The following is a 17,182-nucleotide window of genomic DNA, read 5'->3' on the forward strand; positions in this document are numbered from 1 at the left end:
TGATGGTTAATCGCCCAGCACTATACGTTTTTACCCCCCCAAAGCCAAGGTGAATGGCCCCCTCAACGGGGTTGCAGTGCCCGTCGCCCCTGCTGGATCAGGCGCTGGGATATCTGCTTGTGCAGCCCCCGCTCCAGCACCCAGCGGTGCCAGTAGAGCTGCTCGACCAGGTGGTGATCCGGGTTGAGATCGAGCAGGCGCCCCTCTTCCAGTTGCTGGCGGATCTGCAATTCCGGGATGAGGCAGCAGGCCAGCCCCTGCTCCGCCATGGCGACGAAGGCCTCGGAGGATCGCACCGTGTGGCAGGGGTAGCCACCGGGGGGGAGGGCGAAATGACGGGCCATGTAGCTGATGTGCATGTCGTCGCGCTGATCGAAGGCCACCGCCGGCGCCTTGGCCAGGGCTGCCGCCGTGAGGCCGTTCGGGAAGTGGCGGGCGACGAAGGCGGGGCTGGCGGTGAGCAGATAGCGCATCTCGCCGAGTTCGTCGACGCAGCAGCCCGCCAGCGGCTGGGGTTGCAGGCTGACGGCGCCGAACGCCTGCCCCTCGCGCACCCGGTCCAGGGTGCGGCTCTCGTCATCCACCAGCAGGTTCAGCTCGATGGGGTATTGCTCCAGCAGTGGCGCCAGGGCGGGCAGGAACCAGGTAGCCAGGCTGTCGGCATTGACGGCGATGCTGACCCGGATGGGGGCCCTGGGCTCGTCGGGGGAGAGCTCGCCGGCCAGCTCCAGCTCCAGCTGGCGCACCTGGCGATAGTGGGCCAGCAGCTTCTGGCCGAGCCCCGTGGCCTGCAGCGGCTGGCTGCGGATGATGAGCGGCTCCGCAAACTGCTGCTCCAGCTGCTTGATGCGCTGGGAGATGGCGGACTGGGTAATGTGCAGGCGCTGGGCGGCACGCTCGAAGTTTTGCTCCCGGATCACCGCGTCCAGGGCCAGCAGCAGCTTGTAGTCCAGCGTTTTCATCAGCATTCCTTATGAAAAAAGGGAGTTCAGCAAGAATGCTACTCAAGGGAGCGCCAGAGGACAACCCGACCGCCCCCATGGAGGGGCCCGTGCCCGGGGCCGCCCCTGTGAGATGTGACAGTAGCCCTGGCATGAGATTCATAAGATACTCATCCGGTCCGTTTTTGCATGGGGTGGAAACGGACCATAGCGAGCGTCTTGAATCCCGGGCCGGTCCCGGGACTTTTTTTGCTCAGATGACGGCGAGCAGTGCATCCCCCGCCGGCCGGTAATGGCCCTGGAGGGGGCGATGGACGGCGCGGTCGAAACGCTCGTCCAGGTGGAAGCGGATACCGACCCCGCGCACGGCCCCCAGATCCACCGCCTGGCGATGGCCGAGGCGCTCGATGGGCAGGCCGAGGCGACGGAAGATGCGCTCCACCGGCAGGCTGACCACGGCCACCAGCTCGCGGATCCCCTGCTCCCTGGCGAAGGCCAGCACCTCGCGGAAGATGACGCAGGTGAGTTCGCTGATGCCGTTCTCCAGGCGAGGGGCCCGGTCGGCGTCGATGGCGAGGCGGGTCAGCTCCCACACGTCGTTGCCGCGCGGGGGGGCTTCGCCAGCGAGGGCGGTGGGGAAGATGCTGGGCAGCATGTAATCCTGAGCGCAACTGAGCAGGCGGATGCAGCCGCACAACCCCTGCTTGTCTTCAATCAGCACCCAGTGGGTGTCGGGCTTGTCGAAGTTGTCCCGCTCCAGGCCACGGCGGGATTCCACGTCCCAACCGAGTCGATCGGAGAAGACACGGTTGCGAAATCGGTAGAGCTCGTTTTCGACCTCCCATCTGGGGTGTTCTTTCAATTTTCCTTTGAAAACAAGCATTCATGTCTCTCCATTTCATGGTTAGGCGCTATAATCCAAGGCCTTGGCCAGGGGAGGCTTGCCTATGACACGCGACCAACTGCTTGAGTACCTGGAACATTTCACGCTGGTGACCGATGGCAACCGGTTGTCCGAGCTCATCGGCCGCTTCACCCTGGGAATGGGTTACGACTACTACCGTTTTGCCCTCATCCTGCCCATGTCGATGCAAAGGCCCAAGGTGGTGCTGTTCAACCAGTGCCCCGACTCCTGGGTACAGGCCTACACCCTGAACAACATGCTGGCCTGCGATCCCATCATCCAGCTCGCCCGCAGGCAGACCCTGCCCATCTACTGGAACCGGCTGGACGAGAAGGCGCGCTTCCTGCAAGAGGGGAGCATGGATGTGATGGGGCTGGCGGCGGAATTCGGGTTGCGCAACGGCATCTCGTTCCCGCTGCACGGGGCGGCGGGGGAGAACGGCATACTCTCTTTCATTACCCGGGAGCGGGCATCGAGTGATCTGATGCTGGAGTCCTCGCCCATCCTCTCCTGGATGTCCAACTACATCTTCGAGGCGGCGATCCGGATCGTGCGCCAGAGCATGAGGGAGGACGATCCCCAGGAGCCCCTGACGGAGCGGGAGACCGAGTGCCTGTTCTGGGCCAGCGAAGGGAAGACATCGGGGGAGATCGCCTGCATCCTCGGCATCACGGAGCGCACCGTGAACTACCACCTCAATCAGGTCACCCGCAAGACGGGGTCGATGAACCGCTACCAGGCCATCGCCAAGGGGGTGAGCAGCGGCATCCTGCTGCCGAACCTGGAGCAGGTGGTGGTCACCAACTTCCCCTCCCTGCTGCAGTGAATACAGGCCCGGCGGCACCGGCTCGTCGCCTGGCATCCCCTCTGTCGCCATCACCGCTGTCCTGCGCCGTCCCATCCTGCCGCCGATTCTCGGGGCGGGGCTGTGACCCCACAATTGTCAGATCCTGCAATTGACAACCTTCTTTGTGTGGTTTCGGCCCGGTTTTCATCAGTTTTATGAATGCATCAGAAAATGAATGAATTTCTCTGATTACCCGCGCCCCCTTATAGTGCGTTTCTCTCTTTCACAGGAACGCATCTCCATGTTCGCTACCACCCTGCAAGGCTTTACCCTCGGCCTTGTCATGATCATCCCCATCGGGGCCCAGAATGCCTTCGTGCTGAGCCGGGGCATTCACCGCAATCACCACCTGCTGACGGCGACCCTCTGCTGCCTGTGCGACCTCGTGCTGATCGGCATCGGGGTATTCGGCGGGGCCAACCTGCTGGCGGCCAGCCCGATCGGACTGGCCCTGCTGACCTGGGGCGGCGTGCTCTTCCTCGGCTGGTTCGGTATCCGTTCCCTGCGCAGTGCCTGGCGCGGCCAGGAGGCGGCCCTGGCGGACTCGCCCCGGTTGATGGGGGTCAAGAGCGTGCTGGCCATGACCCTCGGAGTGACCCTGCTCAATCCTCACGTCTACCTGGATACCCTGATGTTGCTTGGCTCCTTCGGCAGCCAGTTTGCCGAGGAGCTCAGACCCGCCTTCGCGGCGGGGGCCATGCTGGCTTCTCTGGTCTGGTTCTACGGACTGGCGTTCGGGGCGGCGGCACTCTCCCCCTGGCTTGCCCGGGGCCGGGTGCAGCAAGCCATTGATCTTGTTGTAGGTCTCATCATGCTGGTGCTGGCGGCCAAGCTGGCATTGGGTGCCATACCGGCCTCGTGAGGCTATTTTTGTGCCGGGCTTCATAAAAATGAGTCCCGGTGCCATCTGCTGACATATTCGTCTGTTAAATTCCCGGCGCTGGTAAAGCGTTACTCATAATAAAAGGGAAAAAACAGTGAATAACACCATGAAGCTGGGGGCTATTGCCGCCATCGTGCTGCTGTCTGCCTGCAGCAACGAGAATGACAGCAAGGCGCAGCCGGGGACCGTCTCCCTGCGCCTGATCCAGACCTCCGACATCCACTCCAACGTGCTGGGGTACGACTACTACCAGAACAAGGAGGATCGCAAGTTCGGCCTCTCCCGCACCGCCCTGCTGATCCGCGCCGCCCGCGCCGAGAACCCCAACAACCTGCTGCTCGACAACGGTGACCTCATTCAGGGCACGCCGCTGGCGGACTACATCTTCGAGCTGTCCGGTGCCGGCTACCTCGAGAAACAGGCGCACCCGGTGTTCAAGGCGATGAACGAGCTGGGCTACGACGCGGGCAACCTGGGCAACCACGAGTTCAACTACGGCCTGGACTACCTCGGCAAGGTGCTGGCGGGAGCCGACTTCCCCTATGTGAATGCCAACGTGTTCGAGGCGGGGGCCTTCAAGCGCGATGCCAAGGGACAGATTGACTGGAGCGGCAACAAGTTCACCCCCTATCTGCTGCTGGAGCGCGAGGTGACCGATGACAAGGGCCAGCGCCAGCGCGTCAAGGTGGGCATCCTGGGGCTGACCCCGCCCCAGGTGCTGCAGTGGGACAAGCGTCATCTGGAGGGCAAGGTGGTGGTGGCCGACATGGTCGAGACCGCCAATCACTATGTGCCCGAGCTGCGCGCCAAGGGCGCCGACATCGTGGTGGTGGTGGCCCACACCGGCATCAATGCCAGCAGCTACGAGGCCATGATGGAGAACTCCGCCTGGCATCTGGCCAAGGTGAAGGGGGTGGACGCCCTGATGCTGGGCCACGCCCACAAGAACTTCCCCGGGGACTTCCCGGATCTGCCGGAGGTGGACAACCAGGCCGGTACCCTCAGCGGCATCCCCACCGTGATGCCCGGCTACTGGGGCAACCACCTCGGCATCATCGACCTCAAGCTGGAGCAGGTGGACGGCAAGTGGCAGGTGAAGCAGAGCCAGGCCAGCCTGCGCAAGATAGACGCCAGCGAGGGCAGTGCGGTGGATCAGCGGGTGGTGGACCTGGTGCAGGCCGACCACGACGCCACCAACCAGTGGCTGGACGAGCCGCTCGGCAAGATCACTTCCCCCATCCACAGCTTCTTCGCCCTGGTGCAGGACGACCCCTCGGTGCAGCTGGTGAGCGATGCCCAGCGTCGCCACGCGGAGCAGTTGCAACAAGACGGCCTGCTCAAGGAGTCCTATCCGATCCTCTCGGTGGCGGCCCCCTTCCGTGGCGGTCGCAACGGCATCAACGACTTCACCTACGTGGCCCAGGGTGACATCTCCCTGCGCAACGTCTCTGACCTCTACATCTATCCGAACACCCTGCAGGTGGTCGAGGTGAACGGGGCCACCGTCAAGGAGTGGCTGGAGATGAGCGCTGGCCAGTTCAACCAGATCGACACCGGCAAGACAGAGGTGCAGTGGCTGGTGAACGAGAGCTTCCCCACCTACAACTTCGATGTGATTGACGGGGTCAACTACGAGGTGGACATCACCCAGCCGGCCCGCTACAGCAAGGACGGGGTCAAGGTGAGCGACGGCCAGCGCATCAGCGGCCTCACCTTCAACGGCCAGCCCGTGGACCCGGCCCAGAAGTTCTACGTGGTGACCAACAACTACCGCGCCAGCGGCGGCGGCCACTTCCCGGGCATCGACGGCAGCAACATCGTCCATGAAGATCCCTTCGAGACGCGGGAGATCATCGCCCAGTACCTGAAGGCCCAGTCTGCGGACAACCCGGCTGGCTTCAGCCCGGCGGCCAACAACAACTGGCACATGAAGGCCCTGCCCGCCAACGTGGACGTGCGCCTCTACTCCTCGCCGACCGACGAGGCCAAGGCCCTGGCGGGGGCGGATCTGTCGTATCAGTCCACCCTGCCGATGGATGACGCCAAGCACCCCGGCTACGCCATCTACCGCCTGATCCGCCAGTAAGGCAGACGCTGGCAGCCAACAAAAAAGCCCTCGCAGTGCGAGGGCTTTTTCATGGGGCGCGGTGCCATCCTGTCCTGTCGTCTGGGCTTGCCCGGTCGACGGGGCGGGAGGGCATCAGTAGTAGCCGGGATCGTCCGGATTGGGGCGGGTCTTGAAGCGGCGGTGCAGCCACATGTACTGCTCCGGTGCCTTGCGCACGGCGGCTTCAATCTCGCGGTTGGCGCGGCTGGCATCCGCCATGTCGTCACCGCTCGGGTAGTCCGCGAGCGGGGCCCCGATATGCAGGGTGTAGCCCTCCCGGGTGCGGATGTTGTAGCAGGGCAGGGTGACGGTGTTCTTCACCCGGGCCAGGGTGGCGGTCCCCGTGATGGTGGCGGCCTGCTCCACCGCGAAGTAGGGCACGAAGACGCTGGCATGGCTGCCGTAGTCGTGATCCGGTGCATACCAGAGGGCGTCGCCGTTGCGCAGCGCCTTGATCATCCCCTTCACGTCCATCCGGTCCACCAGGTATTTGTTGGAGGCGCAGCGACCGTGGTACTGGGCGTACTCCAGCACCGGATTGGTGTTGGGGCGATAGACACCGACCCCGGGGCGCACCAGGCCGAAGCAGCGGGCATTGAGCTCCAGCGTCAGGAAGTGGCAGGAGAGCAGCAGCATCCCCTGGCCCTTCTCCATGGCGTTGATGACGTGCTCTTCCCCTTCCACCTTCATCAGGCGGCGCATCCGCCAGTCTGGCCAGAACCAGGCCATGCCCACCTCGAAGATGGCGCAACCCACGCTCTCGAAGTTCTGCACCAGGAGGGCTTCGCGCTCATCCCGGCTGAGCTCGGGCATCGCCAGCTCCAGGTTGCGGCGGGCAATCTTGACGCGGGATTTCAGCAGCTTGCGGGCCAGGGTGCCGAGCTGGCGGCCCAGCCACATCTGACTGCGCCAGGGCAGCAACACCAGCAGCCAGAGCAGGGAGAGGCCCAGCCAGCTCCCCCAGTAACGGGGATGGAACAGACGGGGTTCGAGGCGGGGAGCGTGTTCTTGGGCCATGAAGAGTCTCTTGTTCGCAAAGGCAAAGGGGGGAGTCCGACCGAACCGGGGGGCCTGTGTGGGTGGCCCGGCGCGGATGCGGTCACTCGCATGTCGAGGATTCTATCCGAAAAGCGGGGGCGGGCGCGAATCGCCGTCATCTGGTCAGAGGGGGCATCAGGGGGCAGGGCCGTGCTTTTTTCACGCCCCGGAAAAGAGTGTGATAAAATCGGCCGCTGAATTTTTCAGGTTTTGAGAGCCGATACAGATGAAAATCACCCTGCCCGAGTTTGAAAAAGCCCGCATCCTGGTCGTTGGCGATGTCATGTTGGATCGCTACTGGCATGGCCCTACCGGCCGGATCTCCCCCGAGGCGCCGGTCCCCGTGGTCAAGGTCGAACACATCGAGGAGCGTCCGGGTGGCGCCGCCAACGTGGCGCTCAACTCCGCCGCCCTCGGCGCCCAGGCCGTGCTGCTGGGCCTGACCGGTCAGGATGAAGCCGCCGATGCCCTCGCCAGCCAGATGGCCGGGGTCAAGGTGGCCTGTGATTTCGTGCGCCTGACCGACTATCCGACCATCACCAAGCTGCGGGTGCTGTCCCGCAACCAGCAACTGCTGCGCCTCGACTTCGAAGAGGCCTTCCACGACGTGGATGCCAGCCTGCTGATGGGCAAGGTGGAGCAGGCGCTGCCCCAGGCGGACGTGATGATCCTCTCCGACTACGGCAAGGGCGCCCTCAACGATGTGCCCGGCATGATCCGGCGTGCCCGCGCCGCCGGTATCCCCGTGCTGGTCGACCCCAAGGGGACCGATTTCGAGAAGTACCGTGGTGCCACCCTGCTGACCCCCAACATGTCCGAGTTCGAGGCCGTGGTGGGCAAGGTGAAGGGGGAAGAAGACCTGGTCGCCAGGGGGCTGGAGCTGGTCAAGCGCTTCGAGCTGGACGCTCTGCTGGTCACCCGTTCCGAGAACGGCATGACCCTGATCCGCGAAGGGCAGCCCGAGCTGCACCTGCCGGCCCAGGCTCACGAGGTCTATGACGTCACCGGTGCCGGTGACACCGTCATCTCCACCCTGGCGACTTCCCTTGCCGCAGGCAAGAGTCTGGATGAGGCCTGCGCCCTGGCCAACACCGCCGCCGGCATCGTGGTCGGCAAGTTGGGGACCTCCACCGTGAGCCCGGTGGAGCTGGCCAACGCCCTCTACACCGAGCAGGAGACCGGTTTTGGCGTCATGTCCGAGGCCCAGCTCAAGGTGGCCGTCCAGGCCGCCCGTCTGCGCGGCGAGAAGGTGGTGATGACCAACGGCTGCTTCGACATTCTGCACGCGGGTCATGTCTCCTATCTGGCCAATGCGGGCAAGCTGGGGGATCGCCTGATCGTGGCGGTGAACACCGACGAGTCCGTGCGTCGCCTCAAGGGGCCGGGTCGCCCGGTCAACCCGACCGAGCGCCGTATGACTGTGCTGGCGGCCCTGGGTGCCGTGGACTGGGTGGTCCCCTTCAGCGAAGACACTCCCCAGCGTCTGATCGCCGAGATCCTGCCAGACCTCCTGGTCAAGGGGGGCGACTACAAGCCCGAAGAGATCGCCGGTTACGCCGAGGTGACCGCCAATGGCGGCGAGGTGCGGGTGCTGAACTTCGAGGACGGCTGCTCCACCACCGACATCATCAAGACCATCCGCGAGCGCGGATAAGCGTAAAACCCGGCCAAGGCCGGGTTTTTTGATGGGGCTGCCGGGTCGGTGACATGGCCGCTGCCTGGCAGGCCCCGACCAACGCACTTCCAGCGGCGAACAGAGATGAAAAAGGCGACCCCGGGGCCGCCTTTTCTCATGGTGTGCGCCTGGCTCAGGACTTCTTGGTGACCTGGGCGGCGGGCATCAGACCCTGGTTCACCTCTTCCAGATCCTTCTGCTCCAGGATGCCGGCGGCCTGCTTGAGGGAGAGGATGCTGAGGATGTAGTTGTAGCGGGCCTCGGAGAGCTTCTGCTTGGCCTGATACAGCTTGCGGGTGGAGTCCAGCACGTCGACGATGGTGCGGGTACCCACCTCGTAACCGGCCTCGGTCGCCTTCAGGGCGCTGTCGGCGGAGATGACGGACTGGCTGTAGGCGCGGACCGAGCCGATGCTGGCGTTCACGTTGTTGTAGGAGGAGCGGACCGTGCTCTGCACCGAGCGGAAGCTGCGCTCGAGCTGTTCGCTGGCGGCCACGTAGTTGAACTGTGCCTGCTTGACCTGGGAGGTGGTGGCCCCGCCGGTGTAGATGGGCAGCTTGAAGTTCAGGCCGATGTTGCCCTGATTGCTGTTGCTCTCGGGGTTGCGGATCTCGTCCTTGTAATCGTTGTAACCGGCGTTCAGGCCGGCGCCCAGATCCAGGGTCGGTTCATGACCGGTCTTGGCCAGATCGATCTGCTCCTTGGCGATGTCCTTGCCGATGCGGGCGCTGTGCAGCTCCAGGTTCTTGTCCAGGGCCAGTTCCAGCCACTTGTCGGAGTTGAACGCGGTCTTCTGCGGGCTGAAGCGATCGGTGTTGAGCACGTCCAGTTGACGGTGGTCGATACCGGTCAGCTCGCGCAGGCTCTCGTAGCTGTTGTCCAGGGTGTTCTCGGCATTGATCTCGTCCGCCAGCGCCTGATCGCGCTCGGCCTCGGCCTCGTGCACGTCGGTGATGGCGGTCAGGCCCACTTCGAAGCGCTGCTGGGTCTGTTCAAGCTGACGCTCGACCGCGGTCTTGTTGGCACGCACGAATTCCAGGGTATCCATGGCTTTGAGCACGTCGAAGTAGGCCTGGGCGGTACGCAGCATCAGGTTCTGGTACTCGAGGTTGTAGGCCACGTCGGACTGGGTGGCGCTCTTCTCGGTCAGATCCAGGTTGACCCAGTTGCTGCGACGGTAGATGGATTGATCCAGGGTCACGGAGCCGGTAGCGCCCGTGTTGGTCATGGTGTCGTTCTTGTTTTGCAGGTAGTTCAGGCCGGCGCCCAGGTTGATCTGGGGCAGCAGGGCTGCACGGGATTCGTTGATCTTCTCGAAGGCCTGGTCCCGCTTGGCCTTGGATTCCAGCAGCTGGGTGTCCTTGATCTGGGCCTGTTGGTAAATATCGAGCAGGTTTTCGGCATGAGCGGCGCCGCTCACACCCAGCATCACCATGACTGACAAGAGTGTTCTTTTCATATGATAGTTTTAACCTTTTGTATCAACCCAAAGCTGTCCGCTGGATGAAGGGGGGATTGTCACCGACCAAGCTTGATTTCAGCTTAACCACTCTACTATAAGCAGATTTCATTGCGAACTGTCTCTTTTCCAGCTGCGGAAACGTCAAGGTCCGGGGCGAGTTTTCTCGGCAACGCGCCTAGCCAAATGCCCTGTGGCTGCTAAAATCCTTCCCTCATCGTCGGCGAGAGCGAGTGAATGAATGTTCATTCATGCCCCCGAATATTATGGTCAAACCAAGCCAAGTCAAGCTGGCAGGAGTCTCGAATGTCACAGCAAGCCTTGCCTCAAACCTGCCACTACTCCAGCGATGATGTGAAAATCATTGAAAAATCAGCTGGATATAATGGCTTCTTCAAGGTGAATGTCTACCGCCTGCAACACAGGCTGTTTGCCGGTGGCTGGAACGCCCCCATCGTCCGGGAACTGTTCGAACGTGGCCATGCCGCCGCCCTGCTGCCTTATGATCCGGTGCGGGACGAGATCGTGCTGGTGGAGCAGTTTCGCATCGGCGCTATGGAGACCAGCGCCACCCCCTGGCTGCTGGAGCTGGTGGCCGGCATCATCGATGAAGGGGAGACCGCCGAGGCTGTGGTGCGGCGCGAAGCGGTGGAAGAGGCTGGGATCGAGGTGGGACGCTGCGAACACGCCATCAGCTATCTGGTGAGCCCGGGTGGCAGCACCGAGCGCATCGAGGTGTTCGTGGGCGAGGTGGATGCCAGTCAGGCCAAGGGGATCCACGGTCTGGCGGAAGAGGGGGAAGACATCCGGGTCCACGTGGTGAGCCGCGAGCAGGCCTATGCCTGGCTCAAAGAGGGGCGCATCGACAATGCCGCCTCTGTCATCGCCCTGCAGTGGCTGGCCCTGAATCACGGCGAGCTGCGGGCACGCTGGCTGGCGGGGCGCTGAGGTGACGCTCGTTCAGACCCGGGTCAGGTGCCCTGTGTCCGACTGGAACACTGTGCAGTGGGTCCACCCTTCATGGACCCTGATTGAGGGAGCCGCGACATGTCATTAGTCCAGAGCCCGATGAAGCGCTATGTGCCTGATTTGATGTCCTTGCAGCGTACCTGCGAGGTCAATTACATGGCGCTGATGAAACTGTTGCCGCCCGGCGGCAGCGTAGGTGCTGAGCGCCGCTATCAGGTCGGCAACGGCCTGCAGTTCCAGCTCACGGTGACCGAGGAGAGCCGCTTCACCAGCCAGGTGATCCTGGCCCAGCACAACCCCGAATTGCCGAGCTACTTGCAAGCCCGGATAGAGATTCGTTTGTATCATGATGTGCGAATGGCGGAAGTGTGTGCGGCGCAACAGATTTCAATGTTGCAACCACGTTATGATTATCCCAATCAAAAAATGCATCACAGGGATGAAAAGGAGCAGGTAAATCTATTCTTGGCCGATTGGTTGAGATTTTGTCTCAAACACGGCACCAGCCTGATTAACATCCTCTAGTCGAACCCATAAAAAAGAAGCGTGATTTTGGAAACAGAGCTACCTCAGGCGCCGGACGGCAGTGTGCGCCTGTTACAGATTACCGATACCCATCTCTTCGCCAGTGCCGAGGGGCGGCTGCTGGCCGTACCCACGGCGCAGAGTCTGGCCGCCGTGCTGGAGCGAGTGCAGGCCAACGAGCACCCGTTCGATCTCATCCTCGCCACCGGGGATCTCTCCCAGGATCACAGCCCGGAGTCCTACCAGCGCTTCGCCTCCATGATGGCGCCCCTGGCTCGCCCCATCTACTGGTTGCCCGGCAACCACGACGACGGCCCCCTGATGACCGAATACCTCCATGCGGCCGGCATCAGCGAGGCCAAGCAACTGGTGGGGGATCACTGGCAGGTGATCCTGCTGGATACCCAGGTGCGCGGCAAACCCCACGGGGTGCTGGGGGATCACCAGCTGGCGGCCTTGGATCAGGCCCTGCGCCAGCATCCCGAGCGCCATGCCCTCATCGCCCTGCACCATCAGGCGGTGCCGGTGGGCTGCGCCTGGCTGGATCAGCACAACCTCAAGAATGCCGACGACCTGTTCGCCGTGCTGGCCCGCCACCCGCAGCAGAAGACCATCCTGTTCGGCCACGTCCATCAGGAGTTTGACGAGGTGCACCACGGAGTGCGGCTCATCGCCAGCCCCTCTACCTGCATCCAGTTCAAGCCGCTCTCTGACGGTTTCGCACTGGACGAATCCGGCCCGGGCTGGCGCTACCTCACCCTGCACCCGGATGGCCGGGTGGCGAGTCAGGTGTGGCGCCTGCCGCTGGGCCAGTTCGTGCCCGACCCCAATGCCACAGGTTACTGAGGGGTTGCCATGAAGCCCGTCCTGCTCTATCTGCACGGTTTCAATTCATCCCCCGGCTCGGCCAAGGCGCAGCAGATGGCGGCCTGGGTGGCAGAGAACAGGCCCGATATCGAGGTGGTGATCCCGGCCCAGCCCAACACCCCGGCGGCCGCCTGGGCTGCCATCGAGCAGGCCATCGCCGACCTGAAGGCCCGCCACGGCAGCGCCCTGCGACTGGGCGCCGTGGGCAGCTCCCTCGGTGGCTTTATGGCGACCCGGGTCAGCGAGCGATACGGTTGCCGCGCCGCCCTCATCAACCCGGCGGTGCGCCCCCACGAGCTGCTCTGCGACTACCTCGGCCCCCAGACCAACCCCTACAGCGGCGAACGCTATGAACTGTTGCCCGGACACATGGACGAGCTGAGAGCGCTGGCGGTGCCGGTGACTGTTCCCGAGCGGCTCTGGGTGCTGCAACAGCAGGAGGACGAGGTGCTCGACTATCGCAAGGCGCTGGACGAATACCGCTTTGCCCGTCTCTCCCTGGAGTGCGGCGGCGATCACGCCTTCACAGGCTTCGAGCGCTACCCCGCCCAGATCGTCCGTTTCCTCGGGCTCTAGCCGTGCAGCCGCCGTTGGCCGCCTTCCTCGAACAGGTGCTGGCTACGGCCCAGGCGGGGCTCACCTACTCCCGGGATCCCTTCGACATCGCCCGCTTCGAGGCGCTGCGAGCGGCCACGGTGACGCTCATCGCCAGCCAGAGCGAGCTGGCTCCCGACGCCATCGGCGACTGGATTGCCCTCGACAGCGGCTATCCCACCCCCAAGCTCGATGTGCGGGCCTTCATTCAGAACGACGCGGGCCATGTCCTGCTGGTGCAGGAGCGCAGTGACGGTTGCTGGACTCTGCCGGGGGGCTGGTGCGACATCGGCGATTCGCCGGCGGACGCCGTGGTGCGGGAAGTGAGCGAGGAGACCGGCCTCGCCTGTCGGGCGGTGCAGCTGCTGGCCCTGTTCGACAAGCTCAAGCATCCCCATCCCCTGCAGCTGCCCCACGCCCACAAGGCCTTCTTCCTGTGCGAGGTGACGGGCGGCGCTCTGCTTACCGACACCGATGAAACCAAAGGGGCGGAGTACTTCCCCATCGACGCCTTGCCCGAACTCTCCCGCCACCGGGTGGTTGCGTCCCAGTTGCGCACCCTGCATGACCATCTGTCGCAGGGGCGGGGGGATACCCTGTTCGATTAACCGGTTCGCAGCCTGACACTGCGGCAAGGAGGCAGCATGATCACACGCATCGGCAATACCCTCATCCAGAAGAAACACAAGGCGAGCTGCCACTGCGGCGCCGTGGTGCTGGAGCTGACCCTGCCGGATGGCGTGGTGGATCCGCGCCGCTGCGACTGCTCCTTCTGTCGGCGGCGTGGGGCCATCGTCGCCTCGGTGCCGCTCTCCGGCATCCGCATCCTGCAAGGGGAGGCGGCGCTTCGCTGCTACCAGTTCAACACCCGCACCGCGAAACACTACTTCTGCAGCGTCTGCGGCATCTACACCCATCACCAGCGCCGATCCAATCCGGCGGAATATGGCTACAACCTCGCCTGTCTGGAGGGGGTCAACCCGTTCGATCTGGGAGAGGTGCCGACCCGGGACGGGGTGCATCACCCGGCAGATACCGTGGCCGATTGAACGCGAGGTGACTGCCCCAACGGGTGGCGGGGAGGACGGGCGAGGCGTTGTCGTGCCACTCCCGTGACGACGCCTCAGGGGGTCATCTGCTTGTGTAGCCCCCGCCATGGCTGTGTTAACCTTGCCCTGTCCGTCTCCCGGCGGACCCCGGCCTCTCTCTTCATTCCATCTCTGCCAACAGGGGGCACACCCGTGACGACTGCTTCAGCGCTGCCGGATCTGATCCTCGGGGCCTCGCTCTACTTTCCGCCCCTGTTCAAGGCCGTACTGCTCGGCCTGCTGGGCTGGCTGCCGGTGCACCATCTGCTGCGGGACTGGCTCTACGGTGGGGATGTCTGGCATCCCCTGCTGATGGATCTCTCCCTCTTCATCCTCGCCGTCAGTGGCGCCCTATGGATATTGCTACATGGCTAAATCACCCCTTGCGACCCTCAAATACTTCTCCACCCTGCTGGTCTTTGCCCTGGCGCTGGTGTCGCTCTGGTGGCTGTGGAACGACTACATGCAGGGTCCCTGGACCCGGGATGGCAAGGTGCGGGCCGAGCTGGTCAGCATCACGCCCCAGGTGTCGGGCAAGATCGTCAGGATAGGGGTCAAGGACAACCAGCTGGTGAAGGTGGGGGACCTGCTCTTTACCCTGGATCCCGAGCCCTATCGCATCGCGCTGGACAACGCCAGCGCGGCCCTGGCCAAGGCCAGGTCGGATCTCGACAAGGCGGAGCACGAGGCGAACCGTCGCCAGAGCCTCTCCCGCACCGTCATCTCCGCCGAGGCGGTGGATGAATCCAGGCTCAATGCCCAGGCGATGAAGGCGGCTTATGAGGTGGCCCAGGCCAATCTGGAGCAGGCCAGATGGTCCCTTGCCCGGACCGAGGTCCATGCCGCGAGCGACGGCTACATCACCAATCTGCAGGCCAGGGTCGGCAACTACGCCACCGCCGGGGTGCCCCTGGTGGCCCTGATAGACACCCACTCCTTCTATGTGCAGGGCTATTTCGAAGAGACCAAGCTCAGGCACATCGCCCCCGGCAAACCGGCCGAGGTGGTGCTCTACAGCGGGGATCGGGTACTCAGGGGGGAGGTGGAAAGCATAGGGCGCGCCATTCACGATCAGAGCCTGGAAGGCAGTGAGGGGCTGCTGCTCGACGTCAAGCCGAACGTGCCCTGGGTGCGTCTGGCCCAGCGGGTGCCGGTGCGGATCAGGCTGCTGGCGATTCCCCCGGATCTGGTCTTGATCGCGGGCACGACCTGTACCATCACCATAGGGGACTAGAGTGATCCTCTCGCTCTGGCGCCAGACCCCCTGGGGCAAGGCCAACGGCGGCCAGTGGCGCTACGCCCTGCGCAATGCCCTGGCCATGTGCCTGTCGCTCTGGCTGGCGTTCGTGCTGCAACTCGACTCTCCCTACTGGGCCATGACCTCCGCCGCCGTGGTGAGCTTTCCCACCGTGGGGGGCGTCATCAGCAAGAGCCTGGGGCGGGTGGTGGGCAGCCTCATCGGCGCCATGGCGGCGGTGATGATCACCGGCCTTGGCATCGGTGATCCCTGGCTCTTCAGCCTGCTTATCGCCCTCTGGCTGGGGGGTTGCACCTACATCTCCAACCACCATCAGAACAACGTCTCCTACGGTTTCGCCCTGGCGGGCTATACCGCCGCCATCATCGCCTTCTCCTGCGTCAACCTGACCGACCCGCAACATATCTTCGACATCGCCCAGGCCAGGGTGAGCGAGGTGATCGTCGGCATCCTCTGCGGCGGACTGATGATGATGATCCTGCCGAGTTTCTCCGATGGCGAGACCCTGCTGGACTCCCTTGGCAAGAGCCAGACCCGGCTGCTGGAACATGCCCAGCTGCTCTGGCTCGGGGAGACGGGCGCCGATGTGCGCACCGCCCACGAGGGGGTGATCGGTCAGATCCTCACCCTGAACGTGCTGCGCATCCAGGCAGTCTGGAGCCACCACCGCCTGCGTCGCCACAACCAGTTGCTGAACTATCTGCTCCATCGCCAGCTGAGGATGGTCAGCCTCATCTCGGGGCTGCGCCGCATGCTGCAACACTGGCCAGAGGACGCAGTCGACCCGGCCCCCATGCTGGCCGCCGTGCTGCGGGAGCTGGGGCAGGGGGGCTGCGACAAGCTGCGCATCGCCCGCCTGATGGCGCCCTTCGTGGCCCGTTCGGGGGACGATTATCGCTGTCAGGCCTTCTGGCTGCGGCTGCGCCACTTCTGCTGGAGCTACCTGGAGTGTCAGCGCTGGCTGGAAAGGCTGGCCCGCCACGATGGTCAGGAGTGGCCGGCGCCGCCGCGCCACAGCTCTCTGACCAGCCACACCGACGGTCTGGAGGCGGCCTACAACGGGGGGCGTACCTTCCTCTGCGTGATGCTTGGCTGCACCTTCTGGATCCACACCCAGTGGGATGCGGGCGCCGCGGCCCTGACCCTGCTCGCCATCTGCTGCGTGCTCTATTCCGCCACCCCGGCCCCGGCGAAGGGGGCCCAGACCATGCTCAAGGCCATCGTGCTGCTCAGCTTTATCTGCTTCGGGGTCAAGTTCGGGCTGATGATCCGCATCGACGACTTCTGGATCTTCTGTGCCCTGCTGTTCCCCGCTCTCATCACCCTGCAACTGCTGAAATTGCAGCGCCCCCAGGGGGCGGCGCTCTGGGGCCAGCTCATCGTGCTGCTCGGCTCCTTCCTCGCCATCACCAATCCGCCGAGCTACGACTACCTCGCCTTCGTCAACAGCAGCCTAGCGCAGGCACTGGGAGTGATGAGTGCAGGGCTGGCGTTCCAGCTCCTGAGGCCCAGCTCGGATCGGCGCAAGAGCCGCCGCCTGATGCACCGTCTGCGGCGGGATTTCGTGGACCAGCTGGCCCCGGCCCCGCATCAGAGCGAGGGGGAGTTTGAATCCCGGGTCTATCACGCGGTGAGCCAGCTCAGCCAGAGTCAGGATCAGGGGGCCCGGCTCTGGGTGCTGCGCTGGGGCGTGGTGCTGCTCAATTGCAGCCATATCGTCTGGCAGCTCAGGCTCTGGCGCAGCCGGGATCCGGCCCTCTATCTGGTGCGGGACGGCTGTCTGCGCTGCCTGAAAGGCATTCTGATCGAAGGGGGCGTGCAGCACGAGACCCTGGGGCGCACCCTGGCGGAGCTGGACCGCATCAGCCAGGGGCTGGGGGAACATGCAGACCCGGCGGCCCGGGCACTGGCGGGGCTGGTGTGGCGACTTCACTGCTCCCTCTCCCAGCTTGTGCAGGCCCTGCCCGGGGAACCCGCCTGATCCCGGGCGGGGAGGCCGGAGCCCCTCTGGATCACCCTTTGCGAGC

Annotated in this window: 17 protein-coding genes; 13 read left to right on the top strand and 4 right to left on the bottom strand. The window is 64.1% G+C overall.

What is annotated here, in order from left to right:
• Positions 1–62 precede the first annotated feature (62 nt).
• Together AB5Y51_RS04830 and AB5Y51_RS04835 are read right to left on the bottom strand one after the other, a co-directional pair.
• The gene (locus AB5Y51_RS04830) at positions 63–962 is read right to left on the bottom strand and encodes a LysR family transcriptional regulator ArgP (RefSeq protein ID WP_010672764.1); all 900 of its coding nucleotides are present in this window, start codon (positions 960–962) and stop codon (positions 63–65) included.
• A gap of 232 nt (positions 963–1,194) precedes the next feature.
• The gene (locus tag AB5Y51_RS04835; protein ID WP_029313613.1) at positions 1,195–1,824 is read right to left on the bottom strand and encodes an acyl-homoserine-lactone synthase; all 630 of its coding nucleotides are present in this window, start codon (positions 1,822–1,824) and stop codon (positions 1,195–1,197) included.
• A 64-nt stretch (positions 1,825–1,888) separates the two neighbouring features.
• Between AB5Y51_RS04835 and AB5Y51_RS04840 the strand changes: the two genes are divergently transcribed.
• The 3 genes from AB5Y51_RS04840 to AB5Y51_RS04850 all read left to right on the top strand — a co-directional run bounded on the left by AB5Y51_RS04840 (position 1,889) and on the right by AB5Y51_RS04850 (position 5,661).
• A complete protein-coding gene (locus tag AB5Y51_RS04840; RefSeq protein ID WP_010672766.1) occupies positions 1,889–2,671 on the top strand; it encodes a LuxR family transcriptional regulator in 783 nt (260 codons plus the stop codon).
• 262 nt (positions 2,672–2,933) lie between these two features.
• On the top strand, positions 2,934–3,554 hold the full coding sequence (gene lysE, locus AB5Y51_RS04845) for an L-lysine exporter (protein ID WP_368178115.1): 621 nt from the start codon (positions 2,934–2,936) through the stop codon (positions 3,552–3,554).
• Between the two features lie 127 nt (positions 3,555–3,681).
• Positions 3,682–5,661: a bifunctional 2',3'-cyclic-nucleotide 2'-phosphodiesterase/3'-nucleotidase gene (locus AB5Y51_RS04850; RefSeq protein ID WP_368178148.1), complete on the top strand. Its 1,980-nt coding sequence runs from the start codon at positions 3,682–3,684 to the stop codon at positions 5,659–5,661.
• A gap of 114 nt (positions 5,662–5,775) precedes the next feature.
• On the opposite strand, the gene lpxL is transcribed toward AB5Y51_RS04850, so the two are convergent.
• Positions 5,776–6,699 carry an LpxL/LpxP family Kdo(2)-lipid IV(A) lauroyl/palmitoleoyl acyltransferase gene (gene lpxL, locus AB5Y51_RS04855; RefSeq protein WP_010672769.1) on the bottom strand — a complete coding sequence of 308 codons (924 nt, stop codon included), beginning with the start codon at positions 6,697–6,699 and terminating at the stop codon, positions 5,776–5,778.
• A 247-nt stretch (positions 6,700–6,946) separates the two neighbouring features.
• Here lpxL and hldE point away from each other — a divergent pair, with 247 nt between their 5' ends.
• The gene (gene hldE / locus AB5Y51_RS04860) at positions 6,947–8,374 is read left to right on the top strand and encodes a bifunctional D-glycero-beta-D-manno-heptose-7-phosphate kinase/D-glycero-beta-D-manno-heptose 1-phosphate adenylyltransferase HldE (RefSeq protein ID WP_039039759.1); all 1,428 of its coding nucleotides are present in this window, start codon (positions 6,947–6,949) and stop codon (positions 8,372–8,374) included.
• Between the two features lie 154 nt (positions 8,375–8,528).
• Here the strand turns inward: hldE and tolC are convergent, their stop codons facing one another.
• Positions 8,529–9,854 (bottom strand): outer membrane channel protein TolC, encoded by a 1,326-nt coding sequence (gene tolC / locus AB5Y51_RS04865; protein ID WP_029313618.1) that lies wholly within the window; start codon positions 9,852–9,854, stop codon positions 8,529–8,531.
• 306 nt (positions 9,855–10,160) lie between these two features.
• On the opposite strand from tolC, the gene nudF reads away from it, so the two are divergent.
• The 9 genes from nudF to AB5Y51_RS04910 all read left to right on the top strand — a co-directional run bounded on the left by nudF (position 10,161) and on the right by AB5Y51_RS04910 (position 17,136).
• Complete coding sequence (gene nudF / locus AB5Y51_RS04870; RefSeq protein WP_010672772.1) at positions 10,161–10,802, top strand: ADP-ribose diphosphatase; 642 nt, start codon at positions 10,161–10,163, stop codon at positions 10,800–10,802.
• Positions 10,803–10,901: 99 nt separating this feature from the next.
• Positions 10,902–11,348 (top strand): DUF1249 domain-containing protein, encoded by a 447-nt coding sequence (locus AB5Y51_RS04875; protein ID WP_039039758.1) that lies wholly within the window; start codon positions 10,902–10,904, stop codon positions 11,346–11,348.
• Positions 11,349–11,375: 27 nt separating this feature from the next.
• A complete protein-coding gene (gene cpdA, locus AB5Y51_RS04880; RefSeq protein WP_039039757.1) occupies positions 11,376–12,194 on the top strand; it encodes a 3',5'-cyclic-AMP phosphodiesterase in 819 nt (272 codons plus the stop codon).
• Positions 12,195–12,203: 9 nt separating this feature from the next.
• Entirely contained in the window at positions 12,204–12,791 is a 588-nt protein-coding gene (locus tag AB5Y51_RS04885) for a YqiA/YcfP family alpha/beta fold hydrolase (protein ID WP_323882029.1), read from the top strand.
• Positions 12,792–12,793: 2 nt separating this feature from the next.
• Positions 12,794–13,417, top strand: coding sequence for an NUDIX hydrolase (locus tag AB5Y51_RS04890; protein ID WP_368178116.1), 624 nt, complete (start codon positions 12,794–12,796; stop codon positions 13,415–13,417).
• A gap of 36 nt (positions 13,418–13,453) precedes the next feature.
• Positions 13,454–13,858 carry a GFA family protein gene (locus tag AB5Y51_RS04895; RefSeq protein WP_213319783.1) on the top strand — a complete coding sequence of 135 codons (405 nt, stop codon included), beginning with the start codon at positions 13,454–13,456 and terminating at the stop codon, positions 13,856–13,858.
• A 171-nt stretch (positions 13,859–14,029) separates the two neighbouring features.
• Entirely contained in the window at positions 14,030–14,272 is a 243-nt protein-coding gene (locus tag AB5Y51_RS04900) for a DUF1656 domain-containing protein (protein ID WP_202395197.1), read from the top strand.
• Positions 14,265–15,131 carry an HlyD family secretion protein gene (locus tag AB5Y51_RS04905; protein WP_160838918.1) on the top strand — a complete coding sequence of 289 codons (867 nt, stop codon included), beginning with the start codon at positions 14,265–14,267 and terminating at the stop codon, positions 15,129–15,131. The genes AB5Y51_RS04900 and AB5Y51_RS04905 overlap by 8 nt, the downstream gene beginning before the upstream one ends.
• A gap of 1 nt (position 15,132) precedes the next feature.
• Positions 15,133–17,136, top strand: coding sequence for an FUSC family protein (locus tag AB5Y51_RS04910; protein ID WP_368178117.1), 2,004 nt, complete (start codon positions 15,133–15,135; stop codon positions 17,134–17,136).
• Positions 17,137–17,182 lie beyond the last annotated feature (46 nt).

It is taken from the genome of Aeromonas sp. R7-1, assembly GCF_040908115.1.
Lineage (GTDB): Bacteria > Pseudomonadota > Gammaproteobacteria > Enterobacterales > Aeromonadaceae > Aeromonas > Aeromonas caviae.